General features: G+C 42.1%; 26 protein-coding genes. 16 read left to right on the plus strand and 10 right to left on the minus strand.

Annotated features, from left to right (window positions below; translation table 11 throughout):
* The first annotated feature begins 6 nt into the window (after positions 1–6).
* Genes IGJ01_RS02755 through IGJ01_RS02765 form a run of 3 tightly spaced genes read left to right on the plus strand, consistent with a single transcriptional unit; the run spans position 7 to position 3,217 of the window.
* Complete coding sequence (locus IGJ01_RS02755) at positions 7–1,371, plus strand: PTS ascorbate transporter subunit IIC (RefSeq protein ID WP_005232062.1); 1,365 nt, start codon at positions 7–9, stop codon at positions 1,369–1,371.
* 22 nt (positions 1,372–1,393) lie between these two features.
* A complete protein-coding gene (locus IGJ01_RS02760; protein ID WP_086316879.1) occupies positions 1,394–2,251 on the plus strand; it encodes a transketolase in 858 nt (285 codons plus the stop codon).
* 3 nt (positions 2,252–2,254) lie between these two features.
* Positions 2,255–3,217 (plus strand): transketolase C-terminal domain-containing protein, encoded by a 963-nt coding sequence (locus tag IGJ01_RS02765; RefSeq protein ID WP_142437662.1) that lies wholly within the window; start codon positions 2,255–2,257, stop codon positions 3,215–3,217.
* 112 nt (positions 3,218–3,329) lie between these two features.
* Here the strand turns inward: IGJ01_RS02765 and IGJ01_RS02770 are convergent, their stop codons facing one another.
* Both IGJ01_RS02770 and IGJ01_RS02775 read right to left on the minus strand, forming a co-directional pair.
* Positions 3,330–4,799: a PH domain-containing protein gene (locus IGJ01_RS02770; protein ID WP_430601382.1), complete on the minus strand. Its 1,470-nt coding sequence runs from the start codon at positions 4,797–4,799 to the stop codon at positions 3,330–3,332.
* Positions 4,789–5,280, minus strand: coding sequence for a PH domain-containing protein (locus IGJ01_RS02775; protein WP_194199899.1), 492 nt, complete (start codon positions 5,278–5,280; stop codon positions 4,789–4,791). The genes IGJ01_RS02770 and IGJ01_RS02775 overlap by 11 nt, the downstream gene beginning before the upstream one ends.
* 251 nt (positions 5,281–5,531) lie before the next feature.
* On the opposite strand from IGJ01_RS02775, the gene IGJ01_RS02780 reads away from it, so the two are divergent.
* The 4 genes from IGJ01_RS02780 to IGJ01_RS02795 all read left to right on the plus strand — a co-directional run bounded on the left by IGJ01_RS02780 (position 5,532) and on the right by IGJ01_RS02795 (position 9,077).
* On the plus strand, positions 5,532–6,251 hold the full coding sequence (locus IGJ01_RS02780) for an ABC transporter ATP-binding protein (RefSeq protein ID WP_016609705.1): 720 nt from the start codon (positions 5,532–5,534) through the stop codon (positions 6,249–6,251).
* Positions 6,248–6,988 carry an ABC transporter permease gene (locus IGJ01_RS02785; RefSeq protein WP_413154042.1) on the plus strand — a complete coding sequence of 247 codons (741 nt, stop codon included), beginning with the start codon at positions 6,248–6,250 and terminating at the stop codon, positions 6,986–6,988. The genes IGJ01_RS02780 and IGJ01_RS02785 overlap by 4 nt, the downstream gene beginning before the upstream one ends.
* Positions 6,989–7,009: 21 nt before the next feature.
* Positions 7,010–7,843 (plus strand): MerR family transcriptional regulator, encoded by an 834-nt coding sequence (locus tag IGJ01_RS02790; protein WP_194199901.1) that lies wholly within the window; start codon positions 7,010–7,012, stop codon positions 7,841–7,843.
* A gap of 388 nt (positions 7,844–8,231) precedes the next feature.
* A complete protein-coding gene (locus IGJ01_RS02795; protein WP_086316882.1) occupies positions 8,232–9,077 on the plus strand; it encodes a class I SAM-dependent methyltransferase in 846 nt (281 codons plus the stop codon).
* Positions 9,078–9,191: 114 nt separating this feature from the next.
* Here the strand turns inward: IGJ01_RS02795 and IGJ01_RS02800 are convergent, their stop codons facing one another.
* The 3 genes from IGJ01_RS02800 to IGJ01_RS02810 form a co-directional block, all read right to left on the minus strand.
* Positions 9,192–9,653, minus strand: coding sequence for a GNAT family N-acetyltransferase (locus tag IGJ01_RS02800; RefSeq protein ID WP_005232035.1), 462 nt, complete (start codon positions 9,651–9,653; stop codon positions 9,192–9,194).
* Positions 9,654–9,751: 98 nt separating this feature from the next.
* Positions 9,752–10,321, minus strand: coding sequence for a hypothetical protein (locus IGJ01_RS02805; RefSeq protein WP_035006572.1), 570 nt, complete (start codon positions 10,319–10,321; stop codon positions 9,752–9,754).
* Positions 10,311–11,219: a helix-turn-helix transcriptional regulator gene (locus tag IGJ01_RS02810; RefSeq protein WP_086316883.1), complete on the minus strand. Its 909-nt coding sequence runs from the start codon at positions 11,217–11,219 to the stop codon at positions 10,311–10,313. The genes IGJ01_RS02805 and IGJ01_RS02810 overlap by 11 nt, the downstream gene beginning before the upstream one ends.
* Positions 11,220–11,311: 92 nt before the next feature.
* Here IGJ01_RS02810 and IGJ01_RS02815 point away from each other — a divergent pair, with 92 nt between their 5' ends.
* The 5 genes from IGJ01_RS02815 (at position 11,312) to IGJ01_RS02835 (ending at position 17,162) form a co-directional block, all read left to right on the plus strand.
* On the plus strand, positions 11,312–11,728 hold the full coding sequence (locus tag IGJ01_RS02815) for an effector binding domain-containing protein (RefSeq protein ID WP_086316884.1): 417 nt from the start codon (positions 11,312–11,314) through the stop codon (positions 11,726–11,728).
* A 27-nt stretch (positions 11,729–11,755) separates the two neighbouring features.
* The gene (locus IGJ01_RS02820; RefSeq protein ID WP_086316885.1) at positions 11,756–12,268 is read left to right on the plus strand and encodes a ClbS/DfsB family four-helix bundle protein; all 513 of its coding nucleotides are present in this window, start codon (positions 11,756–11,758) and stop codon (positions 12,266–12,268) included.
* 274 nt (positions 12,269–12,542) lie between these two features.
* Positions 12,543–13,274: a class I SAM-dependent methyltransferase gene (locus IGJ01_RS02825; protein ID WP_176273459.1), complete on the plus strand. Its 732-nt coding sequence runs from the start codon at positions 12,543–12,545 to the stop codon at positions 13,272–13,274.
* 366 nt (positions 13,275–13,640) lie between these two features.
* Entirely contained in the window at positions 13,641–16,004 is a 2,364-nt protein-coding gene (locus IGJ01_RS02830; protein ID WP_430601383.1) for an HAD-IC family P-type ATPase, read from the plus strand.
* A gap of 231 nt (positions 16,005–16,235) precedes the next feature.
* Positions 16,236–17,162 (plus strand): LacI family DNA-binding transcriptional regulator, encoded by a 927-nt coding sequence (locus tag IGJ01_RS02835; RefSeq protein ID WP_008377949.1) that lies wholly within the window; start codon positions 16,236–16,238, stop codon positions 17,160–17,162.
* 413 nt (positions 17,163–17,575) lie between these two features.
* Here IGJ01_RS02835 and IGJ01_RS02840 read toward each other — a convergent pair whose 3' ends face one another.
* On the minus strand, positions 17,576–17,764 hold the full coding sequence (locus IGJ01_RS02840) for a hypothetical protein (RefSeq protein WP_005227564.1): 189 nt from the start codon (positions 17,762–17,764) through the stop codon (positions 17,576–17,578).
* A gap of 955 nt (positions 17,765–18,719) precedes the next feature.
* Here IGJ01_RS02840 and IGJ01_RS02845 point away from each other — a divergent pair.
* The 4 genes from IGJ01_RS02845 (at position 18,720) to IGJ01_RS02860 (ending at position 21,771) form a co-directional block, all read left to right on the plus strand.
* On the plus strand, positions 18,720–19,244 hold the full coding sequence (locus tag IGJ01_RS02845) for a hypothetical protein (RefSeq protein WP_016619925.1): 525 nt from the start codon (positions 18,720–18,722) through the stop codon (positions 19,242–19,244).
* Between the two features lie 231 nt (positions 19,245–19,475).
* Entirely contained in the window at positions 19,476–20,783 is a 1,308-nt protein-coding gene (locus IGJ01_RS02850) for a DUF3440 domain-containing protein (RefSeq protein WP_008377955.1), read from the plus strand.
* 36 nt (positions 20,784–20,819) lie between these two features.
* Positions 20,820–21,311 carry a hypothetical protein gene (locus IGJ01_RS02855; RefSeq protein ID WP_050790962.1) on the plus strand — a complete coding sequence of 164 codons (492 nt, stop codon included), beginning with the start codon at positions 20,820–20,822 and terminating at the stop codon, positions 21,309–21,311.
* Positions 21,238–21,771 (plus strand): IbrB-like domain-containing protein, encoded by a 534-nt coding sequence (locus IGJ01_RS02860; protein ID WP_005232014.1) that lies wholly within the window; start codon positions 21,238–21,240, stop codon positions 21,769–21,771. The genes IGJ01_RS02855 and IGJ01_RS02860 overlap by 74 nt, the downstream gene beginning before the upstream one ends.
* A gap of 51 nt (positions 21,772–21,822) precedes the next feature.
* Here IGJ01_RS02860 and IGJ01_RS02865 read toward each other — a convergent pair whose 3' ends face one another.
* The 4 genes from IGJ01_RS02865 to IGJ01_RS02880 all read right to left on the minus strand — a co-directional run bounded on the left by IGJ01_RS02865 (position 21,823) and on the right by IGJ01_RS02880 (position 26,703).
* Positions 21,823–21,975 carry a hypothetical protein gene (locus IGJ01_RS02865; RefSeq protein ID WP_008377957.1) on the minus strand — a complete coding sequence of 51 codons (153 nt, stop codon included), beginning with the start codon at positions 21,973–21,975 and terminating at the stop codon, positions 21,823–21,825.
* Positions 21,976–22,477: 502 nt separating this feature from the next.
* Positions 22,478–23,344: a LysR family transcriptional regulator gene (locus IGJ01_RS02870; RefSeq protein ID WP_008377960.1), complete on the minus strand. Its 867-nt coding sequence runs from the start codon at positions 23,342–23,344 to the stop codon at positions 22,478–22,480.
* Positions 23,345–23,812: 468 nt separating this feature from the next.
* Complete coding sequence (locus IGJ01_RS02875) at positions 23,813–25,318, minus strand: helix-turn-helix domain-containing protein (protein WP_430601384.1); 1,506 nt, start codon at positions 25,316–25,318, stop codon at positions 23,813–23,815.
* A 494-nt stretch (positions 25,319–25,812) separates the two neighbouring features.
* Positions 25,813–26,703 (minus strand): helix-turn-helix domain-containing protein, encoded by an 891-nt coding sequence (locus IGJ01_RS02880; RefSeq protein WP_144330727.1) that lies wholly within the window; start codon positions 26,701–26,703, stop codon positions 25,813–25,815.
* Positions 26,704–26,742 lie beyond the last annotated feature (39 nt).

The raw sequence follows: 26,742 nt of genomic DNA on the forward strand, positions 1-26,742 counted from the left end.
ACAGTCATGAACGAATTTTTAGATATTCTTGTTGATATCGCGAGTACCCCAGCGATCTTAGTTGCGCTGATCGCCGTTTTGGGGAATGTGCTGCAGAAAAAAGACATTGCCACGATCGTCAAAGGGGGCATCAAAACCTTTGTTGGGTTTCTCGTGGTCACTGCCGGGGCTGGGGTGATCGAAAGCTCTCTGGCGCCATTTGGGGAGATGTTCCAAGCAGCCTTTAACATGCAAGGGGTCGTCCCAAATAACGAAGCGATCGTTGCGCTGGCGTTGACGACTTACGGCACCTATACCGCACTTATTATGTTAGCCGGAATGGCCTTCAATATTTTGATTGCCCGTATCACTCGCTTTAAATACATTTATTTGACTGGGCATGCCACGTTGTATATGGCTTGCATGATTGCGGTGATTTTGAGCGTTACTGGAATGAATACTTTTAATCTAGTTTTATTTGGCGGCTTAGCGTTAGGGATCTGTAACACGATTTTCCCAGCGATCGCACAACCGTTTACTCGAGAAATTACTAAAAATGATTCCGTCGCATTGGGGCATACGGGGAACTTCGGCTACGCATTGAGCGGGTTGATTGGGAAATACGTCGGCAATAAGGAAAAATCCACAGAAGACATTAATTTTCCGAAAGGCCTGTCTTTCTTGCGGGACTCTACTGTTAGTATCACGATTACGATGGCTGTTGTATACGTGATCGTAGCAATTTTTGCTGGGAGTGAATTTATTACAGAAAATCTTAGCAATGGCACGAACTCGATCATTTATTCGTTGCAGCAAGCCGGTTCGTTTGCCGCTGGTGTCTTTGTGATTTTAGCTGGTGTCCGTCTGATTTTGGCAGAAATCGTACCAGCCTTTAAAGGGATTTCCGAAAAGCTTGTTCCTAATGCAATTCCTGCATTGGATTGCCCTATCGTCTTTCCTTATGCGCCAAATGCTGTTCTGATTGGTTTTCTAACCAGCTTTGTCGGTGGAATCGTTAGTTTGATCATCATGGTCTTCACAGGAACAACCGTTATTATTCCAGGTGTCGTGCCCCATTTCTTCTGTGGCGCAACGGCAGGTGTTTACGGCAATGCAACGGGTGGTGTGCGAGGCGCCGTGATTGGTTCCTTTATTCATGGGATCATTATCAGCTTCATGCCGATCTTGTTGATGCCAGTCATGGGGGATCTTGGGTTCCAAGGATCAACTTTCTCTGATACCGACTATGGAGTTGCAGGGATCTTCCTAGGAAACTTAGCCAATATGGGCGGTCAAATCGCCATCTTCTCAGGGATAATTGCGGTAGTCGCGGTCTTGATCGGATTGACGATTTTCAAGAAAAACAGCCGGGCAAAATCTGTTTCTGAATAAATAGAGGATGGAGGGATAAATAGTGGCAATCAGTGAACAAGAATACCACGAACTCGAAAGTTTAGCGGCAAAGATTCGTTTAGATACCCTTTGCAGCATCAAGAAAATGGGGCAAGGTCATCTGGGCGGTTCCTTTTCAATTGTTGAATTATTAGCCGTTTTGTACGGCAAACAGCTGCGGGTCAATCCACAAGATCCACAGTGGGCGGATCGTGACCGACTCGTTTTATCAAAAGGACATGCTGGCGCCGCACTGTACAGTGCATTAGCAAATACGGGCTATTTTGATCGGTCGTGGTTATGGACGATCAATGAGGGCGGCACGAGACTGCCTTCCCATCCGGATCGCTGGAAAACGCCGGGGGTTGATGCCACCACAGGTTCACTGGGGCAGGGGACTTCCATGGCTGCCGGGATCGCGACGGGTCTGCGCTTGGCAGGGAAGGACAATTTTGTTTATTTGATCGTCGGGGACGGCGAACTAAATGAAGGACAGTGCTGGGAAGCCTTCCAATACATTGCCCACTTCAAACTGAATCACTGTATCGTCATTATTGATGACAATAAAAAACAGCTAGATGGGCCAACCAAAGACATTCTTGATCCCTTTGACATCCAGCAGAAGATGACTGCATTTGGCTTTTATACAGAAAAAGTTCCAGGAGCAGACATGCAAGCCATTGATGAGGCAATCGAGCGCTGCAAAGCGATCGAAGACCAAGCGGTTTGCATTGTCTTGGACAGCGTGAAAGGACAAGGCGTTCCTTTCTTTGAAGAATTAGATGCCAATCACTCCGTGAAGTTTACCACGGATGAAATCAATCAAGCGGCAGAAGCGGCAATCAAAGAGTTGACGATAAAAATCGAAGGAGGACGCTAAGGCATGTTTACATTAAGCAAAACCACTGCTGCTGGTAAAGAGCTGCGAACATGTGTCGTTGACACATTGGTGGAACTCATGGATGAAAATAACCAGCTAGTTGCGTTGGATGCCGACCTTGGCTCTGCCAGCGGCTGGACAGCGATTGCCAACAAACATCCCCAACGCTTTATCAACATGGGGATCGCGGAAGCCAATATGGTTGGCGTTGCGGCTGGCTTGAGTTTAACTGGCTATACACCTTTTATCCACACTTTTGGGCCATTTGCAACGCGCCGGGTATTCGATCAGCTGTTTATTTCTGGAGGCTATGGCGGCAATACGATCAATATTTACGGTTCTGATCCGGGGTTTGCAGTCGGACACAACGGCGGCACCCATACGACATGGGAAGATGTGGCTTTGATGCGAATGATTCCCCAATCGATCGTCTGCGATGCAGCGGATGAAGTCCAAATGGCGTGGATCATAAAAACCTTTAGCCAATTATCCGGCATTCATTACGTACGAGGCAATCGGAAAGCGGTTCCGACGATTTATGAAAAAGGCTCGACCTTTGAACTAGGGAAAGGCAATGTTTTAAGACCAGGCGATGAACTGTTGTTGATTGCCAGTGGCCAACTGGTTTCTGAAACACTGCAAGTGGCAGAAGAATTAGCAGAAATAGGAATCAGCTGCGAAGTGATCGACATGTTCACCATCAAACCGATCGATAAAGAATTGATCATCCGCGAAGTTCAGGGAAAACGGCAAGTCATCACCATCGAAAATCATTCTATCACCGGTGGACTAGGGAGTGCCGTCGCCGAAGTGCTTGCTGAAACTGGCAGTGCTGTCCCCTTAAAACGTATTGGTGTCAACGAACGATTCGGTCAAGTCGGCACACCCGATTTCCTGCAAAAAGAATATGGCTTAGATGCTGCTTCAATAAAGCAGCAAATCGTTGAGGGGAAGGTCAGGGGATAGAAAAAGGAAGCATCAACGAATCAATGGTTGGTGCTTCCTTCTCATTTATTTCAGGACTTGCAAAAAACGTCAAACAACGCGTCAGTTCTGCTGTTTGACGTTTTTTTATGAACTACGACAAAAACCAGCGCCGTAACTTTTCTGCTTCGGTTAATGGGAAGTAGAAAAACTTACTTTCGGTGAAGGTATCTTCGGTTTTGATGGTCAACTGTGACTTGCCCAGACCTTTTTTGTGCTGCCAATACGTCGTGGTGACGGTGAAATCTTGGATTTTATTTTTCTTCAGATAAGCGGTCACCTTTGTTAAGCCGCGAATCGTTTGACACAACAATACATGGTTATCTAAAAATTGATACCCTTGTATTTTGCCCCGCCAGATGCTTGATAACACGAAGGAGCCAAAGAACACGAAGAAAATCAGCGCTAACCACCAGAAAAAGAAGGCGGAGATTCCTACAACAAGCAGCCCGATAAGCAGTGGCCAACGGCAAAAGTACCAAAAGTTGGGTCGCGGATTTTTCACTAGAGCGGTTTGTTGAAACGACCATTCAGGTAAAAAGCGGGCCAATGTTTCGGTCAGCTGCGCCTCTTTCAAAATGGGGAACAGATAGACCGTATCATCGCTTTCTGAAGAACTGCCAGCAGCCAGCAGTAACTTGACGGAGCTTAGATGAAAGATTCGGCGATAAAGATTTTGTTCGACACTTAGCCCTTGGATCCTAGCGAGGGGTATCGTTTGGTGTCGTTTAGAAAACAAGCCTTGCGTGATCAGCAGCTGTTGTTGGTTCGTTTCCACCGTAAAGCCATAATAGCGGAAAAGATTTCTAGCAATCGCAAGAAAGAAAAACAAAATTAACAGCCCCAGCAAAAGCGCAGCACCAAATAAAAGGCCGAGTTGTTGCAATTCCGATGCATAGGTAAAGAGATTGGGAATGTTGTCGATCACGTTGTAGCCGATGACTAGAACCAAGGTGAAAACAGAAAAATCAGTGATAGAAAACAAGAAAATCTCCTTGAATTTCAAAGTGAATGTTTCTAACGGCGGATTTGCTGTTTCCTCACCCGAAAAAACAGTAGCGTAATCGTGGGTTGTTTCTTCTCCACTAACTGCTTGGGTAGTCGGCTGTTGTGGTGTCGCAGCCGCTTTTTTTGACGCTTCGATGGAGGCAATGAGAGCCAGCGGCAATGCAGGGAAAAGAATTTCGGCTTCGCCATTCGAACTTGCGGCGCTTTCCAACTTCACTTCAGCTAGTTTAAACGGACGTAAATAAAAGTAATGATTCTCTTGAATCGTTTGGATGCGTTCAAACGGCAAAATCGTTTGTTTTTGGATAAAGAGTCCTTTGTTGACTAGCACACTTGTTTGATCGATTTGAAAGGTAAAGCGGGTGTAAGACAGTACCGCAAAAATCAGACAGACCAGTAAAAATAGCAGAATGCCGCCCAGAATCATCGGCAAAGAAGGGGCGTCGTTGAATAATTTGAATACAAGCAGAAACGCTAGTACCAGAAAATTTTTGCAATTTTTGAACCAGTAAAGGCCAATGCACAGCAACGGCAGTCGTTGTTTTTCATAGATCATCTTTGACCACCTCGACTAAAGTCATAATGGTTTCTCGCAAGCGTTCGGCTTGCGCCACTGGTAGGCCTTCAATGGTGTGGTTGGTGGCAGCCGTATGAATCTGTAAGGAGACTAAGGAGTATTTTCGCAAAAAGATCCCTTGGTCTGTTTCGATATGCTGAATTCGGCGGATCGGAATATACGTGGTGCTGCGAAATAGATAGCCGTGTTGAATGGCGATATCATTTTCTTGAATCTCGTAGCGATGGAATTTGTAACGGTAGCTCATCAGCACAAAAGAAAGCAGATGGCTGATCAAAGTCAGCGCCAATATGCTTGACCAAAGCGTGATCACCCAGAAATGCAGCCAGTTTTGCGTGGCTAGAAACCAAAAAGAAGCAGCGAAAATCAGGCTGAAAATAATCAGTGACGTAATCCTTCGCAACCGCCAAACACGAATGATGGTTTGAGGCATTTGTTCATTTAATAAGGGATAGTTCAAGGGAAACATCCTCTCTACATAGAAATAAATAGGGTTACCCACAAATATAGTGGAGATAGAAGAAAAAAACAAGCTTAGAAATTAAAAATAGTTAATTGTGATTTAAATAGTGTAGCTCTATCGAACAAAAAGAAAAAGCCGCTTTTAGCTAACCAATGAGTATGGGGTTGTTCGTCATGAAAAAAGGCAAGTAGGCTATTGACTCTCCCTCAAGAGGAGACAGTATGCTTTAGTAGAAAGGGGCGATTGCTGTGGAAAAAATGATTGAGGTTGCCGAGCTATCTAAGAAAATCAACGGTCGGAAAATTATTGATCAACTTACCTTCACCGTAAAAAAAGGCGAGGTGTTCGGCTTATTAGGACCAAATGGAGCAGGAAAAACAACAACGATTGAAACAATTTTAGGTATCAAAACACCAGAGGAAGGTTCTGTCAAAATTCTCGGATCAGATCCTCAAAAAAAGCGACGTGAGGTATTTGAAAAAGTGGGGGTACAGCTTCAATCTTCAAGTTATCAGAACAATATTCGCGTCGGAGAATTGTGCAAAGAGATGACGCTCTTGTATCGACAGCCTCAAGACTATCAAGAGCTTTTGCGTTTGTTTCAGCTGGAACCATTCGAATCGCAATTCATCGACAAACTTTCTGGTGGGGAAAAACAAAAGCTTTCAATTGTACTCGCGTTGATCCCGAATCCCGAGGTGATTTTTTTGGATGAATTGACAACGGGACTGGATACAAAAGCACGGAGAAGTGTCTGGCAAACGCTCCTCAAACTAAAAGAAGCACAAATGACGATTCTATTGACGACCCACTATATGGAGGAGGCGGAGATTCTTTGTGATCGGCTATGCATCATCGCTCATGGGCGCAAGGTAGTTGAAGGCAGCACGAAGGAGCTGTTAAAACGAAGCGGTCAGCAAAAACTTGAAGAGGCATATCTTTGGTTTGTAGGGGAGGAGATAGAATGAGCAAAGTAATGAAACTAGCAAAAATTGAAGGAAAGTTAGCGTTGCGAGGAATTGATGGGATCGTCTTTGGCATTGGCATGCCGCTGGTCGTCCTGTTTTTGACGAATATGATCGGTGGAGAGAAAGTGATTGGTGCTACTTCATATACATTTCAAGAGGGCAGTTTTGCTTCGTTGCTGGTGGTGGGGATTTGCGCAACAGCCTTTATGGGGATTCCGTTAACTATCTGTGATTATCGAGACAAAAAGATTTTGAAACACTTTTTTGTTACCCCAGCTTCTCCAGTTCATCTGATTGCGGCTCAAGTGGTAGTAGCTGCAGCGACTGCACTACTCTCAGCGATAGGTGTCGCATTCGTGTCGGTGGTATTTCTCGACTATCAAATGAAAGGCAGCTGGATAGGATTGATAGCTAGCTATTTTTTCGTTATGATTGCCATGTATAGCCTAGGACTATTGATTGCTAGTTTGTGTAAAAATATCAAGATTGCCAATCTCGTATGCACAGTGGTTTATTTTCCCATGTTGTTTCTTTCTGGGGCAGTGATTCCCTTTGAGCTCTTTCCAGAAGGTGTGCAAAAAGTCGCTAATGTTCTGCCATTGACACAAGGCGTTAAATTGTTAAAGAGTGTGAGTCTCGATCAACCAATCGGTGACCCTCGATTCATTCTTTTTCTATTGACAGTGGTGACGATCATAGGATTTGGTTTGGCAGTTAAGCTTTTCCGTTGGGAATAACAGGAAACGGAGGAAAGAGTTATGACACAAGAATGTGAAAAAACACCAGATAAGCTGTATCGAATCGGCATGTTTTCTAAAATGAATCAAGTGACGATAAAAACACTGCGTTATTATGATGAGGTGGGGCTGCTTAAGCCCCATTTTATCGATCGAGATAATGGGTATCGCTATTATATCTCTAGTCAGTTGGCACCATTGCATCGGTTATTAGCTTTACGCAGAATGGGGTATAACATCGATGAAATCAAACAAGTGCAAGCAGGAGAAAGCGAAAGGCGAATACTGCATCGCAAGAGACAGCAACTGATGAGAGAGATCACGGAACGGATGGCGATGCTCACGCAGATCGAAGGGTATTTGCAACAGGAAGAAGCCAATTACCAAATGATCGTTAAACGTTTGCCAGCGGTTATCGTCGCTTCAATGAGAATGGTCGTGCCAAGCTTCGATCGGTTGTTTTCTATCATCCCAGAAATGGGGCTGCAGATGGAAACAGCTGGTTGCGTCTGCGCATTGCCCGAATATTGCTTTACTATCTATCATGACAACGAGTACAAAGAAGAAAACATTGATGTGGAAGTTTGCGAAGCGGTCACAGAAATGAAAGATAATCAAGGGAATTTGACCTTCAAGCAGATAGAAGAAGTACCAGAGGCAGTTTGCACGGTCCATAAAGGAGCCTACACTGAATTTCCGAAAGCCTATGCTGCGGTGATCCAGTTTGCTGAAAATAACGGCTATCGAATCACAGGGCCTTTTCGTGAAAGCTATATTGATGGTATTTGGAATAAAGAAAGTGAAGAGGAATGGCTGACTGAGATCCAGCTTCCTGTTGAAAAAATCAGCAGGTGAAGGGAAGCAAAAAATCAGCGTTCTTGCAAAATTTCTACTCCGTAAGGCGTGAATTTCGGCAAGACCATCTTTTAATCGAGTGTCTACAGTCAATTCCCATTGACAAATCGACTGGCGCCTTCTAAACTAAAAGCAGAAAAACAAGAGGAAAAGGTGATGGCTCCGGCCTATCTGCTGTTATTCCTTCGTTAACAGGGGTAGGACTGGAAAAGAGTAAATAAAATCAATTTCATAGGCAAAAAATTGACTGCATGCAGTTTTATTTGAAGTGCCTATCATTGATTTTATTTTACTCTTCGCTTTTTGATCTTCATCGTTTGAAGGTTGACCGCAGAGTGAAATCTGCGGTCTTTTTTGTTTTTCAATTATTTTGAAAGGGGAAAATAAGATGTACCAAGAATTGAGAAAGGCAATCGAGCGGCCACCGCTCTATAAAAAAATGGCAGAGGCGTTTTGGGACGATGCGTATATTTCCAAGCAAATGTTAAAGGCTCATTTGGATCCTGATTTTGAGGGAGCTAGTAGAAAGGTTGACTTTATCAACGAATCCGTTCGATGGATCAGTCGCCTTGTTCCGCCAGAAAAACAGACGCAACTTCTTGATATCGGCTGCGGACCAGGGATCTACGCGGAAAAATTTGCAGCGCTGGGCTATGAAGTGACAGGCGTTGATTACTCCAGAAGATCCCTTACCTATGCGAGAGATTCTGCGAATAAGCGGGAACTAAATATTACCTATCTATTTGATAACTATTTGGAGATGGCATTGCCTCAGCAATTTGATTTTATTACCTTGATTTATTGCGACTATGGTGCCTTAAATCCAGAGGAACGCAAACTACTGCTAAAAAATGTGCTGGCGCATCTAAAACCGGGTGGCAAATTTTTGTTCGATGTATTTACGATTGCACAGTTTTTAACGCTTAATGAAGAGCAGACCTGGGAAAGTCACGAATCAGAAGGGTTTTGGCGGGGGGAGCCCCATCTTGTGCTATATCAACGATGGAAATATCCTGATCACGTCTTGCTGGAGCAAACAACGATTTTAGCAGAAGGTGAGACCACAAATTATTACTTATGGACGACCTATTTTACAAAAGATGCATTGCTGAGGGAAGTTCAGGCTGCAGGCTTTGATATCTGTGAGGTATTTGGCGATGCTAAAGGCAGTCCTTATAGCGAAGAAGATTCAACAATGGCGATACTTTTGAAGAAGCCACAACTGAAAGAGTAGTTTTCTGTAAATAGAAACAAAAAGAAACGATGATTTTTCGTCGTTTCTTTTTGTTTGGCTCGGAACTGATCGATCAATTTTTTCGTACTAATGATCGGGCCTATTCAACACTACTCATTCAGCGAAACGTCGAACCATCGTAATATCTGTTTCCAAATAGCCCATTTTTTTGTATAGCTGATACGCAGATTGATTATGGGCAAAAACGTGCAAGCCGATCTCAGTGATGCCTTGCTGGATCGCCCACTTTTCCAAAGCTTGTAACGCTTTGGTGCCATAGCCTTTTCCTCGCTGGTCTTCCTCGATGATAAAGTCATAGATGAAGGCTTTCTGGGCAGCTGTGTTGATCCAAATCACCCCGATCGGTTCACTAAAATCAGCTGCAAATAAAGAAAACAAGTGATTGTTTTCAGTGGCAGTCCCTTGAGGAAGTAAAGAAGCAAAGCTTTCTTTGGCGAGGGAGAGGGCCTCGTCTTTGGCCCATGTGCCTGCTTGGACTTTGTCATTGGCGTATTCGAAAACAGCATTGGCTAAGTAGGCAGCGTAGTCGCTGTCTTTCATTGGTATTAAGTTCATCTATTTCTCCTTTCGTCCTTTTGGATTCTCCCTATCTTGCAGAATGATTGCAGTAAGGGGAAATGGGGACGCTTGATTGGTAACTATTTGTTCCCCCTTCAGTTGAAGGTCTCTGACAGCGGGTCTCGTCGTTGAAACAAAAACAGGTCATCCGGTGCAAACTGGTGGCGTGCATCGCAAGTATAGCCTCGCAACCAGTCACAACCATCGATGCGGCGAACGTAGAATCCTTTGGGGAAATCGTCGGTTTTCTCCAAAGGCATAGAAGCGATCGTGATTGCGGCAGCTGGCGCTTTTCCTTGGGATTTCAGTCCGGTGCTATTTGCCAGTTGATGATAACTGAGGCGAAAGTGTAAGGCCATTTCCAATGTACAATCGGTCAGTCCATAAGAAGGTGCAGCTGCAAAAATCTCCGTCAACGAGCCACCTTGTGTGAGTCCCAGTTCTTTAAGGGAAACAATCACACAAGTAGTACGCTGTTTATCGGCACTGAGGGAGAGGTGGGGATGGCGCAAGAGCTGGTTGGCATACGCGTTTAAGTGAATCTGCTGTTCTTCCAACTGCTGGCAAAGGCGGGCTAGCGAAACCCCGCCATAGTCTACGATCACTTCTTTCAAATCAAACACTCCTTTCAATAGGGATCCATTTCTTGAAAAATCAGTTCGCACCCTCGTTCTCAGTCAAATTGGCATAAATCGCAGCAACTTCTTCTTGGTAACGCTTCTTTAGTCGAGGGGGACTTAAAATGCGTAGGCTTTTTCCAAAAGAGAACAAATAGGGCACCACCCAGCTTTCCTCGGGTAAATCAACGGTAACCACAGCAGTGCCTTCCTCCGTCAAAGTAATATCCTGATGATCGAACTCATCATATACCCGATAAAGAACGTCGGCTTGAAAGAATAGACGAGCGGGATAGGTGTCAACAGTCAATTCAATGGCAGAATTAGGCGCAGTGACCGGAAAAAAATGCTGTTCAGTGACGTGGACCTGACTCATACGGCTGATTTTAAATGTCCGAAAGGCATTCTTTTGCTGGTCGAAGGCTTGCAGATACCATGCTTGCGAACGAAAAAGCAGTTTGTAAGGCTGACAGACGCGTTTTTGCGGTCCCTGTTTACTGATATAGTCAAAGGTGATCACGTGGTTCGTTAAAATACTCTTTTTTAATAAATCAAACGTGTCGTTGCCGTTTTCTCGCCGATGCCAAGTGGAAAAATCAACTTCTAGCCAGTCTGCATCGTTTTGCTGGAATAAGGATTGCAGTTTTGCCAATGATTCTCCGCTGATCTGTGGCGTCAGCTGGCGAATCCCTTTCAACGCCAAAAGCAGGTTTTTCCGTTCTTCCTCTGATAATAACACTTTATCCAACACAAAACTGCTTAACAGATAAACGCCGCCATTTCGACCCGTTTCGGTATAGATGGGCACGCCAATACTGCTTAGGGTATTGATATCTCTGGTGATGGTGCGAGTCGAGACTTCAAATTGTTTGGCTAATTCAGCTGTAGTTGCTTTTTCATGATTCAACAGGTGGTAGATAAGGCCGAACAGGCGTGTCGTGCTCACTTGGTTTACTCCTTTTATAAAAGATGATAAAACACTGACAGAAGGTGTCTAGGTTTCTATCGTATCATAAAGACAAAGAAGGAGGAACACTAATGAAATTTTCGATAATGGCAACGGAAAGAACCAATAATTTTACTGATCCAGCGATTCAAGCAAAAATCACTGGCTTATGGGAGAAAAACAGCGAGGCGGTCAAGAAAGCCGCAGAAAAAGGAACGGTCATCGCTTGCGTTTACCACGAGTATGAGTCAAACTATCAAGGAGACTATGCCGTTTCGCTTTGTTGCGAAGAAACGGAGCAAGCAGACTTTGATACAGAAAAATATACTTGGAAAAAGTATCCGGTCGATCGGCGCGATGCGCAGGGCATTCTGACTACTTGGCGTCAAGTCTGGTCAGAGGAAGAAAACCGGCAGTTGCAGCGCAGGTATTCCTTTGATTTCGAACAGTATGCGCCAGACGGCGAAGTAACGATTTTTATCGCCATTGAAGAAAGCGACAAAGAGTAACCATTTTCCTGAATAGGAGGACAGTCAATGAGACAGTACGAAAGCAAAGCAGACTTGATCCAAGAGATCACAGAACGTTACCAAAAATTTCGCCAAGAATTTGTTGAAATTCCCGAAGCGTTACGAAATCAGCGAACAGCTGGGGTCGATAAGACGCCTTCAGAAAACTTGTCTTACCAAATCGGCTGGGTCAGTTTGTTATTGTCATGGGAAGCACAGGAACAACAAGGGATGAGCGTTCACACACCTGCTGAAGGGTATAAATGGAACAACCTTGGCGGATTGTATCAATCCTTTTATCAGACATATGGCAGTTTGACCTTAGCACAGCAGCAAGAGCTCTTAGACCAAAAAGTGACGGCCCTTTGCCAGTGGATCGAAGGCTTATCCGATCAGGAATTGTTTGAAGCAGGGCAGCGGGATTGGGCAACCACCAAAGCACAGTGGCCAGTCTATAAATGGATCCATATCAATACAGTAGCACCCTTTACCAATTTCCGAACGAAAATCCGAAAATGGAAAAAGGAAGTACTGCATTGATCAATAGAGAAATGAATGAATCGAACAGGAAAATCACACCCTTTTCATAGTGTGATTTTTTGCTGTACATAAAAAAACGGTTTATTGAGAAACAATGGCAAAGAAGCGCCAGCGACTTGCTATCAATTGTGAGAGACTGAAAATCGTGCTATGATGGCGTTAATCAGAGCAAGGAGGAAAAAGCTGATGTGTGGTGGCATTATTTCCCAAAAAATTGCCTAAGCCCATGTAGATCAAGACCAGCAAAAAACGATTTACATGGGAGGAACAAATGATGAAAGAAAACAAATATGATGACCAAACGTTTTTTACGAAATACAGTGAAATGACTCGTTCGCAAAAAGGCCTGCAAGGAGCTGGGGAATGGCAGACGCTAGAAAAAATGTTGCCTGATTTCGAAAAAAAGCAGGTACTTGATTTAGGCTGCGGGTATGGATGGCATTGCCAATATGCTGTAAACCATGGAGCGGCAGCAGTACTAGGAACTGACATATCTCAACGGATGCTCGAGGAGGCCAAGAAAAGGCACCCTGATCCGAAAATAACGTATCAATGTGTCGCAATGGAAGAAGTGACACTTCCTCCAGCCACAATAGACGTTGTTTTAAGTTCATTGGCGTTTCACTATGTGGCAACGTTCGAAACATTGATCAAAAGCATATCGGTCTGGCTGAAACCTGGTGGTGTACTCGTATTTTCGGTGGAGCATCCGGTTTATACTGCGGAAGGATCGCAAGATTGGCAGTATGATATGCAGGGGGAAATCCAGCATTTCCCAGTCGATCATTACTATTATGAAGGCAAGCGGGAAGCGCAATTTTTAGGTGAAACGGTGACCAAATACCATCGTACCCTGACAACCTATTTAATGACCTTATTGCAAAACGGCTTCATTTTAGAAAAAGTGATTGAGCCGCAGCCGCCAGAAGAATTACTGGAAGTACCGGGAATGAAAGACGAAATGCGCCGACCAATGATGCTGCTAATAGCTGCTAGAAAAAGCTGACTTAAAGAATTGTTAAACAGTTGATCTGTGAAGATCAGCTGTTTTTTTGTTTTGTGTCATCGTAAGAAACAACCGATGAAGCCTGTGATCGCTTGATGTGTAGGGGGGTGAGTTAACAAAATAAACTGTTATTTTAATTCCTAAAGTGACGCGAAGGTGACAAAAATGAAACGCCATTACTTAAAAGGGTATGCTATATTTTAGACAGTACTTGTTTTTTTACGGAAAAAAGCCGATAGATGATGGCGTAACTTACGCAATCGCCGCCAATTGGTTTTATAGAAAAAACACATAACCATTCCCAAGTCCGATGCACGTTTGCAGAATATTCAGCAAACGAAAAGTAAATGACTATGATTAGAAAGGGTGAGGATCATCGAAAACAACCAAACCATTGGCTTAACGTCAGGGGAAGTCAAGGCGCGGGTGCAGCGCGGTCAAGTCAATAAGACAAAAAAGGATACGACGAATACGTACCCGAAAATCCTGTTTACTAATATCTTTACCTTTTTCAATTTAATCAACTGTGTCCTATTCTTTCTCGTCTGTTTGACGGGTTCTTATCAAAACGGTTTGTTCGTCTTTGTTGTCTTCAGCAATGTGATCATCAATCTCTTTCAAGAAGTTCGTTCCAAACGAACGCTAGATAAGCTGGCACTGCTAAAAGTTGCCAAAGCCGATGTTTATCGGGATGGTAAGCTGGAGAATTTGCCGATCCACAAACTCGTAATGGATGATGTGTTACGACTGAAAAGCGGGGATCAAGTGCCGACGGATGCCAAAGTCATTCAAGGATCTTTAGAAGTCAATGAATCCTTGCTGACTGGTGAAATGGATACGATCCACAAACAGCCGGCAGACGAGTTGTTTTCTGGCAGTTTTATCACTGCTGGTGAAGCGTTGTGCCAAGTGATCCACGTAGGCGCTGATAACTATATCGCAAAAATCAACAAAGAAGCCAAGACCATCAAACGACAAAAATACTTGATCCAAGGCAGTTTGAATAAAATCATTCGTTGGATCAGCTTGATTTTGGTACCGTTATGTACCCTCTTGTTTGTCAAACAGTTCTATTTCTCTCATGCGGCTTTCAACACCGCCATCTTACGGACGGTGGCGGCAGCTGTAGGGATGTTCCCCGAAGGTTTGTTTTTATTGACGAGTGTCACGTTGACCATCAGTGCCGTCTATCTGGCGCGCAAAAAAGTGATGGTGCAGGAATTGAACTGCATTGATGCCTTGGCACGGGTCGATGTTCTTTGCTTAGATAAAACGGGCACGATCACCGAAGGCAAGATGACGGTGGAAAAGACGATTTCCTTTCATTCAGAAACACCGTTGGCAGAAATCACTGGTAACTTAATGGCGCAGCTACCCGATCAGAACCCAACGGCAATGGCGCTGCGAACCTTTTTCCCAGAAAAAAAGACGTACCAGATGCAGCAAGTCGTCCCCTTTTCATCTGACCGCAAATTCAGTTGCGTCACGTTTGAAGGGCAAGGCACTTATTTCATCGGAGCTGCGTCGATTTTACTGGGAACCAACCATGAAGCTGTCTTAAAACAGGAAAGACAGCTGGCAGAAGAAGGCTACCGGGTGATCGTTTTGGCGCACAGTGCGCAAGGCTATGAGGAGGCAGGACTGCCGACGGATATTGAACCGTTAGGATTTTATTTACTGTCAGACACGATCCGTGAAGATGCCAAAGAGACCTTGGAGTATTTTCGTTCACAAGCAATCCAATGCAAGATCATCTCTGGCGATGATCCAGTGACAGTCAGTCAAATCGCGAAAAAAGTCAATCTACCAGGGGCTGCTGATTTTATCGATGTATCAAAATTAACTGCAGCCGAATTAAAAGAAGCTGTCAGCAACTATCAGATTTTTGGTCGAGTGACGCCGCAACAAAAGAAAGAAATGGTACTCTACTTGAAAGAACAAGGGCATACTGTCGCGATGACTGGCGATGGCGTCAATGATGTTTTGGCGCTGAAAGAAGCCGACTGCTCCATCGCGATGGCTTCCGGTGTCGATGCTGCGCGCCAAGTATCAAATTTGGTGCTTTTGGAAAATCAATTCGATGCTTTGCCCTCGGTCATGGATGAAGGCCGCCGAGTAATCAATAACATTACTCGCTCAGGTTCATTGGTGCTAGTGCAAGTCTTATTCTCCATCATGATCACTATGGGGACGTTGTTATCAGGAACGACCTATCCTTTTGAGCCGATCCAATTAACGATCATCAATGCCTGCTTTGTCGGCATTCCGACCTTCTTTTTAAACTTTGAACCAGACTTCAATCGGATCAAAGGGGACTTTATGACAACGATTTTCAAAAATGCTTTTCCAACAGCATTGACGATTACGGTAGGAACTCTGCTGATCATCAACTTTGGCTATTGGTTCAACAGTAGCAGCAAAGCTCTATCGATCATGAGCATTATTTTTACCGCTTGGAACTATCGCTTGATCCAGAAAAAAGTCTATCCAGCTATCAACAGCTATCGAACGATGATTTTTTTCAGCACCCAGATCTTGTACTTTGCTGCCTTGATCGTAGGTCGTGACCTCTTTAACCTAGGCAATACCAGCTATCTCAACCTCATTCTCTTGATTGCCTTGTTGAATTTTTCCGCCTATATGCAACGCTTTGCGGATAAGGGAATCGAGTTACTGATGCGAAGGTATACGAAGAAACGTAAAAGCTTGTCAAAAGAAATGATTCAGTAAATGGTAGAAAAACTGATTGCTTAAGTAGCGCTTGTAGCTTGCTAAGCAATCAGTTTTTGTTTATAAATAAATTTCTTTTATTTTCAAGGAGTCTAAGTCTTGCTATGAAACTCGTTTCATACCGTACAATCAACCGAGGGACCTTTTCAGAAAATTTATCGAAAGTGAATCAGTAAATTTTCTATGGTAGACTTAGGTCAATCGTAAAACAAACAGATAGGAATGAAGGAAATGGCAACGATACGCGATATAGCCAAAATCACTGGTTTTTCGATCACGACAGTCTCTCGTGTGATCAATGGCCATCCTTATGTCGATGAGCAAAAGCGAGCAGCGATTTTGGCGGTGATGGAAGAACTGGATTACAAACCGAATAAAATAGCCCAAAAGCTCAGCTCGGGGAAAACCTATAATATTGGGGTCATCGTGCCGTTTGTCAATCACGCCTTTTTTGATGGGATTCTAAATGGCATTATGGAAGAAGCCTTTGCTAAAAAATACAAAGTGACGTTATTGCCGACCAATTTTGATCGGAAATTGGAACTAGAATATCTAGAAGAATTCGCTGCAAAAGGGTTTGACGGATTGATCGTCATTACCCGCGCAAATCATATCGAGACGTTTTATCCCTACATGGAAAAAGGACCGATCGTTTTTTGTGAAAATTCGACCGGTACTGCTGTTCCTTTCGTTGCGATCGACTTGGTCGGCTCTGTGACAGCTAGTATCAATTATTTAAAAGAACAAGGCGTAAAACGTTTGGGACTGACGCTCGGGCGCAGCAAACGTCTTAGCTGCAATTCAGTCAATACCATCGCAAAAGCCAAGGAGCTGTTTCCTGCTTTTTCGGAAGCCGATATTTATTGGGATTGTATCAAAGCCCAAGACGGGATTTCCGCAGCAGCCTTTTTTAAAGAACGAGGAATCGATGGGGTGATCACAAATGGAGACGAAATCGCAGCAATGATTTTGAATCAATACTCCCACGGGACAGCACCCATCGTGATTGGACAAGAAAACCTGCTTATCAGTCAAATGCTGCATTTTTCTTCCGTTGAGTTTCATCTGAATCAGTGCGGCAAAGAAGCCTTTCGCTTGTTTCAAGAAAGAAAACAAGAACAGATCATTCTGCCTTATGAACTTATTATTCGTGAATAATCATTGTCAAAAAAAGAACACACCTTATTACGAGAGGTGTGTTTTTGCCTGATTTTTAAAGGGAATTTGAGGAGATAAAATAAAAAAATAAAGAAAAAATCAATTTTGAATGCTTGCTTTTCACAGAGTAAAGGGCTACCATTGGTCTGTGGCTTTTTCGCCACAAAAATAGGAAACGTATCAGACAAGAGTACTTGGGGAAGATTCTCTTGGGGGAAGCCTGATACGTTTCCTTTTGTTCATTCTAACACTATTTATATATAAAGTAGAGAGATATTGAGTAGATAAATAAAAATACTGCTGTAATTGATGAATAGGAAAAGAGCAAGCTCACAAAGGACTACTTTCAGATCGTTTTCCTACAACATGTTGGATGGCAAATGGCTCCTCATGTTTTGGTTAATAAAAGAGGATCAACTAACTAATTGTGTGGCACCAACTAGAAAATTACATAGCTTAGCAACACCTGTTTCAGCTGTTTCTTTGATTAGAACAGTTGCAGTATTTTCGTAAACATGAATCACACTAACTTCTTGTAAACCGGTAAAGCCAATAACATTTGCCTGATAGTTTTGACCAGGGAACACTTGGTATTTTTCCATGTTTTTATCTCCTTCATTATTCTTATTTCAAAAGAATAATAATTAAAATTTAAGAAAAAGTAAAGTGAAACGATTTTTCATTCAAAAACACAGCCCTTTGGCGTTTGTCTCGAGTAGTTTCGATCTTTTTCTGCAATTTTTCATTATTTTTTTCAATAAATATGCGGTGGCTTATTGAACTTTATTCAAGAATATGTACCTCTTTTTTTAGCAGCAACCACAGATTTCATCTAAACGAATGGGAGAAAACAGCAGCTGAATTGTTTGTTTTGTACCGGATTGGGGCTTATAATAAAAATAGGAAGAAGGATCGACGTCACCGCTTCCTAAATCAATTGAAAAGGGCGTGGAAGTTATGGAAAACGTATACCGAAATAACTTTGTCAAAAGAACTATTCAACTGATGTTTGCACCAAAAAAAATCAGAAAGCGTCCACCAGAACAATGGATCAAAATGCCTACCGACCGAGGTATTCGGAGAAAGGACGCGTGATCCAGCATCTCGCAGCTATGCGTGAAATAGTATTTGAAGAGAAAAGAACGTTAGGAAGTCCCGAACGCGGGACTTCCTTTTTTTGTGTCAGTGACATTGGGAATTTAACGAGAAAGTAGTTGCCAGCAGGTTCTCTTGTGAAGGGCTCCTTTCAGAAAAGGATATAAAAGGAAGCTTGCACTTTTCCTAGCGCTCAATAGACGAACCGAAGAAATCAATAGATAGCAGTGTTAGTGGATAAAGGATCGAAAGGATTCTTTCCAGCTGTTTTCAATTTTAAATTGGGTTTTCCAAAAAGTATGATATTCAAAGTGGCGTTAGTCTACCTACGTTATCAGAATGGATGATTGATAAAAGAAGGGGAATATAAAAGCCACTTTTTTCGCACATAGATTCTGTTAAAATAAACTTAGAGGTTCAAACCTGTAAAATAATCTTATAATTTTTAAAGAAGGTGAAAGCATGGATTACCCAGAAATCGCAGGTCATTTCCAGACAACATCCTTTGATCCCCAACCGTTTGTGCAAACGGCGATCGATGATCGAAAGGTAAGAGAGAGGCTAGTGGAGAATATCGTTGATGGTCAAAATCATATCAATGAGTATTTTAATAGTTATTTGATCATTAAAGAAGTAGCCGTTAAAAACCCTGAGCTGATTTATGATGAATGGGAACGGATCTGGGCATTGCATACCCATAAAAACTCCTATCATCGGTGGATCGCTCATGATTTGATCACTCAACTTTTGGTGATTGATCATGAAGACAAGTTTGAAGGGATCAAGCAAGAGTATGTACTGCTGCCTAAAGGAGAAAAAATTAGTAATTTCTTGAAAATGACTGAAAACATCCAGGAAGCCAGTCGATACAAAGACCTTCAGCAAGAGATTCAGCGTTTACTTGCGGATCAAGAATGGCTGTCCCACTTCAATGAAAAACAAGTGAAGCGTATTGAAAAAGTCCTTCAAACCCTTTTGGCTGAATGAATCAAGAAAAGCAATAAAACTTGTTTCAGAAGGAATTTTTCTACTATTTTTCTTGATTACTAGGAATAGTAGTGAGCAATGGGGAACACATTGCAATGATAGCTAACAATTATTTGCATGTATCGAATGCAAAATCTCCCTTAAGTCCTTGTAAGAAGCTAAGTGAAACTTTATACTAGAATGTAATACTTATTCAAAAAAAGGACAAATAAAATGAGGACATGAGCTTTTATGAAGAAATATTGTAAGGATAATGTGCTGGAAGCGGCGATGACGCGCCTGGAATATATTTTTGATACCTTTCCCCATGTTTATTTCTCTTTCAGTGGTGGAAAAGATAGCGGTGCCATGATTCAGTTGGCTGACCAAGTCGCCCGACAAAAAAAGAAAACTTTTGATCTGCTGATTTTAGATATCGAGGCAAATTATGATGCTACGAGAACGTTCATGGAAAAAATCAAAGCGTTACCAACTATCAATCAAACCTTTCACTTCTGTTTGCCCTTTTACGAGGACAACAACACTAGCGTATTTCAGCCACAATGGCTGATGTGGGATGAACAAGAACGTGAGAAGTGGGTACAGATGATGCCAAAAGATGCAATTTCACTTGCTGATTTAGATGAATCATTGATGGAAATCTATCAGAGTGCAAATATGAATCCAGATAAGTTCTTACGAAACTTTGCTCACTGGTACGCAAACTATCATCAGTGTGAACCCGTTGCTTGTGGCGTTGGCATCCGAACACAGGAAAGTCTATACCGATATCGGTCGATCACTTCGCCAAAGTATAACTTTCGGAAGCAATGCTGGATCAAACGGCAAGTAGCAGATTCCATGGTCGTCAATTTTTACCCCATCTATGATTGGAAGACAGAAGATGTCTGGGGCGCCTATGCCCATTTTGACTGGCCGATCAATGGCTTTTATGAAAAATTATATGATCATGGCGTTCCGATTCATCAAATGCGAATCTGTCAGCCTTATGGTATGCAACAACGAAAAGGCTTATACCAATATGCTCTGGTGGAACCGGAAACGTGGGAACGCGTCGTCAACCGCGTGTCAGGAGCCAATTTTGGTCGATTGTATGCCCAGACGGGATTATTGGCGCATTACAATACGAGAAAGCCAAGTCATATGACTTGGCAAGAGTATGCGGTCTTTTTACTGGAATCAATTGGACTTTATTCAAAGAAATTACAGGACCATTATTACCGCAAAATCACAATCTTGATTGATCATTATCGAGAAAAGCACGGGATCGAAGTGGAAGACATCCCCGATGTGACCAAACGTAAGGAGTGGCTGAAAAACGAAGTACTCTGGCATGACTGGAAAGGGATCGCTCGTGCGTTAGAAAAAAATGATTTTTCTTTGAGCACGCGACAATACAGTCTGACGAAAAAAGATGAGACGGAATTGTATGAGTTGGCGGTCGATTTTGGGGCGGCGTTGGGAATCGAGCATTTACCCAAGTATCAGTTAAAAAAATTGAATGCCAAATATGAGTATTTAACGAAAAAAATCACCTAACGATGGACGAATGTGTCCCTAGAGAGGAAGGGTTTTGTGAACGAACGATTGGTTTTGTTTTTTCCACCGTATAAGAAAAGCCAATTCTATCAATTGATGGGGGCATTTTTTGCGGAACGGGTGTATCAGCAGCAATTTCCGTACTTAGTCAATGATGAGAACTGCTACTGGTATGTGATTCTTGATGACGAAAAACGGGTGACCGCTTTTTCTTATTATGAAAAAGGCGTCAATAAAGTGGAGCTAGGGGAATTTTATGAAAAAGATCCAACTGCTCAATTTAAAAAGTTTCTTTTACGGAAAATGTTGGTGGATATCAGCCGCAACTACCCAGAAGCAGAGATTCTCGCTTCTAGTAACCAGCCTAGTGAAATTGCACTTTTGGAGTCAAAAGGGTTTGCGGTCTATCGACAAACAAAAAATTATTCATTTCTAAAAAGGAGTGTAGTACCTCATGAGCGATATCGATTTTCCAGTGTTAGCGGCGAAGCTGATCCCAGTCAGCAAGATTCACGCGAATACGTATAATCCCAACACCGTGGCTGCTCCAGAGATGGATTTGCTGGAACTGTCGATTCGGGAAGATGGCTTTACGCAGCCACTGGTTTGTTACCACGATAAGGAGCAGGACAAGTATATTTTGATCGATGGGTTTCATCGGTATGTCGTAGCAAAAGATCGCTTAGAATTGCCAAGCGTTCCGGTCACAGTGATCGATAAGCCTTTTGAGAATCGCATCGCTTCAACGATTCGCCACAATCGAGCACGTGGTACCCATGGCATCGAGAAGATGGGAAACATCGTGCAACAGTTGGTCGCCAACGAGTGGTCGGACGAACGAATTGCCAAGGAATTGGGGATGGACCGCGAAGAGGTCTTTCGCTTTAAGCAGCGCTCAGGCTTAAAAAGTGCCTTTTCCAACCATGAATTCAGCAAATCTTGGATTGAATTTGAAAAAAGATACTACAAAGGCAAAAAAGAGACCTGAGAGGTTGAAAAAACTATCTAAAAAAGCTATCTATTAGAAGACAGCGATTCGTTAATAATTCTTTTTAAATTTTGAATAGGTGTTTTTTACAACGATAACGATCAGATTGATCACCATCGACAAACAAAGCGTCCCTAAGAGAATGGCCAGGATCACACCTAATGTGTCTCTTAGAAAGCTGAAGATCGCTTCAATGATAAACATAGTTTTTCCTCCTTTTCTCATCGTCTATTTTTTCTGACAATTGCAAAAATAGGCTCCTTGAGCAATAACTGCCTGCTACTAAAAACATGATCGAACGGTTTTCAAGTCCAGCCTTTTTTGGTGATTGTTCTTTTCCAAAGTAGAGTATACATTGGAAAGGATGAAAGAACGTTTCTATTTTTTATAATCGGTAAAAAATTCTGAAATGTAAAGAACAACAGTGGCTTTTTTATCTCCTGCGGATAGCATGAATAATCGTACCAGTTTGCATAAAAAAAGTAAAATGATAACAAAAAGTGAGTGGCGAAACAAGAGGTAATCATCTGATTGAATAATAATAAGCGAAATGAAAAGCTATGCTGCACAACGTCTGTAGAACAGAAAGAGGTTGTGCGGCTATTTGTTTTCACGCTGCTTCTTTGCTGCTAGAATAAATACTATTATTTTTTTTTGAAGAATAACTGCATAAAAATCGATCGTGATCAAACTGATTTTATAACAATTACAGTAAGCGCATTTTTAACTCAAAGACAAACTTTTTTGTAATATTCGGGAAAAGTGTCAATGGTTGCTTTGACAGTAAGCCAATCGTCATGCGGAGATTCGGTAAAGGCAGTGATAAAATTTTTACTTGAGCGCATGTTTGATCAATGATCGAACGCGGGACTAGACCGCAGAAGCCTGTTTGTTCAATCAAATAAGGAATCGTCGTGCTGCTGCTGACATATTCCCATTGGAGCGAAGGTACACACTGGTCAAGGTAGCCCTCGATATTTCTAAGTGCAGGACAGTCACCGCCGGAACTGTATAGATGGATTCCTGTAAGGTCGGCTAATTCCTTAATGATCAATGGGTTCGTGATCGAAGTGATGCAGCAGATTTCTTCTTGTAAAAGTTCTTCATAGACAAAGGAATCTTCGTGAGGAAGTGAGCATAACGCAAAATCAATACGATTTTCTTTTAATGCATCGGCTAATGCCAGCGTGGATCCCACCATGATCTCGAATTTTATTTTTGGGTATTGGTGGGAAAATACATGGAGAAGCTCCGGTAAAATCAACATGTCATAAGGGGGGACGATGCCCATCCGTAAAGAATATTCGACTGTGTTCGAAGCATTGAGCAACTGTTCTTTGACCTCCTCCCACTGAGCGATCAGACCAGGAACCGCCTGTTTCAACAATTCACCTTCCAACGTGAGTACATTGCTTTTTCCTTCCAAAAATAACGCTACTTCTAACTCTTCTTCTAACTTTTTGATATGGTTCGTAACCGTCGATTGGGCATAGTTTAATTTAGCAGCAGCTTTCGTAAACGTACCTTCTTCAACGATCGTTTTAAAGGAGTGCAGCTCTTTGATAAAATCCACATTGGTCCCCCTCTCTTTTTCCAAATTATACAAAAAATGTCAGAAGAAAAAATTTCTTTTTTTTAGAGTAAATCAAAAAAATAGATACAAATGTTATTTAAAACGTGTATCCCCCTTCTGGTAAAGGATATAAGGGTTTTAAAATAACGGAGCTTACATCGGCTCACTAGGGAAACTGAGGGGTCGTTCCTTTCTTATCCCCAAATTGATTTTGACCACCGATCTCAAACAGCCAAAAGTAACTGGTCTCTAAGACACTGATGTTTAAAAAGTAGCTGATAGAAGGGTATTCAAGCAAAATGATTCTGATTTTTTTCTGAGATAAAAAAATAGACAAGCTAAAAAGTAGAAAAAATGACTACTTAGTAAGGGGCAAAAATAGCAGAAACTATTTCTGATAGCGCCTAACTAAGTAATTGAGAAAAAACTGACGGAGCTCTGGTTAAGAAGACCGTCAGTTTTCTTATTTCAATGAAGTGGAGTAAACCGTGGCTGAATCAATTTTTCAATCGTTTTGTGAATGATCGTCCAGTCCGACAGGGTGGGAACATTCGAAATTCGTAATTGCTGAAATTTGGGGTTGCTTTTCAGATGCAAATCAAAATTGCTGACGATCAAATCAATTTCTCTTTGGATCAATTCCTGCTCGTCAGGAGCCACTTCAAAAAAGTAACTGATTTCCGTATGGTCATTTTTGAATAGCTCCGTTGATACCGCTAAAAAGGTATCTAATCCAGCACCTCCTTGAAAAGCAAAGGCAACTTTTAAATGTTTTTTCAGCTGAGTGCTAGGGGATAGTTCGCTTAACAAGGTCAGCGTGACTGCGACGTGCTCCAAGTGAGTAAATGAAAAGAAGCGGCTTTGGTCATTGAAATGTTTCAACCATTCATTCCAAGCAAGATAATCTGTCTTGAAAGTCGCTTCAACAAAGGTTTTGATCTGGGGATCGGCAAACTCGTAATTTGCCGAAATCATCGTTAACAAGCGAAGATTCACGAGATAAGCGATGATTTTATGTGCTGCTGCAGGAGGAATCGCTATCCCGGATTTCTTTAAAAAGGCAGTCACTTCAGCGAGAATTTCTGGTTTTTCTGTATGGTGAAAAATGTAATCCGCATCGCTTTCTCCATTAATATCCATCGTACTATACGAAATGCAGTGGAGAGCATTGACGAAGATCCAAAGGAGTTCTTGCTGCGGCAAGTGGATGATCCGATATTTCTTTAAATAATGGTCATTCAGCAATTGTGAGAAAATGCTATAACGTTCTTTCTCCAATAGATTTCGTTCTAAAGAAGGTGGCAAGGTCAAAAAGTAAGAATAGCGCCATCTGCGCTTGGCAATACTCAGCCATAGAGCAAGGCGATAATGGCTGTAATGCAAATCTTTTTTGTTGGCTTCCTTGGCTTTTTTAACCAGCAGACGCGCATCAGCGGGGCTGTCTTTATCTAAGATCGTGCTATCGCCGTAAGCAGAGAAGAAGACAAACAGACAAAAGCGAATATCGGCTTCGGTACCGATAAAGTCAAGATGATTCGTGGCGATGGTCACAGAATAGGTTTGTAAAGACTTGTTCATGTAACTGATCGTTCGCAACAGATGGCTGCGGGAATAGCCGAATTCGATCGTTGCTCGGTGAATAGAGTATTTTTTATTATCAATGATACTAGACATGATTTTAAACTCCAGCGTTTCCATGCCCAAAAGCTGAATGGCAGAATTGATCGACGCATTTGGGGCATACTCGATCGAAACGAGGTTGCTTCCAGAAAGTTTGATCTTGACCAGATCTTTCGGCAAGCTGTCGCTTAAAATACTTAATTCTTTAGTGACTGTAGGCAAGGAAAGTCCTAATAATGTCGCCAACTCTTGCGGATGATACCCCGCTGGTGCGGCATTTAGCACTTGCAGAATTTTTACTTGACGGGAAAATGCCTTGTCGCGATGCAGGTTGATGGATAAATTCTCTAACATTGATGTCACCGCCTTTTAAGATCCTGTGGGAAGAATCAAGGATTGAATAAAAAATCGTTCGTTTTAAGTAAATTATATAATACTCTGGGCCAATCAAGAAGTCTAATCCCTTGAAAATTGAAGGATTTCATGTTAAAGATGCATCACTCATTTAATCTCTTGAAGAACAATCCTTTATGTTAGCTGTTTTATAGAAAACAGCCTCAGCATTCCCGAGATTTTTTTCTTAATCGATGGGATGATCTTTTTTATCGAAAAAAATCACGTAGAAAATAGCAGTTGGATCAACGAAGCTACCGGCTAAATTTCAACTTGTTCCTTTATCTGCGAGGGTAGTTTTCTATTAAGGAACGATTGAATTGTAGTTTAAATTCGTATTTGGGTAACCAGTCTAGAGGAATGACAGGGTTCATCAGTAGAATATAGGAGAGGAATAGAGTGACAGCAGATAAAGGTGCTGTTACGCTATTCCTTATTTGTTAGTAACAAATGATTCAGGATACAAAATTGGCAATATTCGTTTTGCGATAGCTGTTTGGTGAAACGCCTACCCAATTTTTGAATTGTCGACTAAAGTGTGCGGGGTGCGAATAGCCAAGTCTTTCCGAGATACTTTCTATCGTAATATCAGGGATAGTTAACAGTCGTTTGGCTTCTTTTAATTTAAGTGAGTCCAAATAATTTTTTGGTGAAATACCGTAAATTTTTTTAAAAGCTTCAAGACCATAACTTGGAGACACATTCGCTTCAGCATAAATTTTTTTAATCAAGATATCGATCTTTTCAGTATTTTTTCTTTCAAAAAAGTGATGAAAATTGTGATTGATAACTTCTGCAATACTTCTAGCGATACTAAGCGTTTGAATGTTGGCATTTTTTTTAGGATCCAGTTCAGTGAATCTTATAAGTTCAAAAATCAGTTTTGTTAAAATTTGAATGGTTAAGATTTTATCAGAAAGTGAAAAACTAGGTGCTTTATCATAGAGATCGATCCATTCATTGATGATTACTTGGAGTGTAGTGTTCTCAGCTGTGTGTTTTTCGAAGATCAAGGGAATATTCTTCATTAGTACATAGCGTAAAACGGGTTCATCGATATCGAAATGTGCGGTAAAGTAGCGTAAGCCATTTTCTGAGTAACAGGCATTTAAGTGGAGCATACCCGGAGGGATAATCAAGATATCTCCTGCATCCAATAAATACTCCTTTTGGTTGATCGTGGTTTTCTGCTTCCCAGATAAAATAAGTAGGATTTCAAAAGCATTATGAGAGTCTAAGTAGCTAGTCCAGCCATAAGGAACTTTTTGTGTATGCGCAGAAAAGAAACGGACACTAGTATCTAAATTCGGTAGAAACGCTAGATGATTATATAAGCTCTTTTTCATAGTTTGATCTCCGTGGTTTTTGGTAAGTTTAACGTGGTA

It is taken from the genome of Enterococcus sp. AZ089, from assembly GCF_050547225.1.
Taxonomy (GTDB): Bacteria; Bacillota; Bacilli; order Lactobacillales; family Enterococcaceae; genus Enterococcus_D; species Enterococcus_D entomosocium.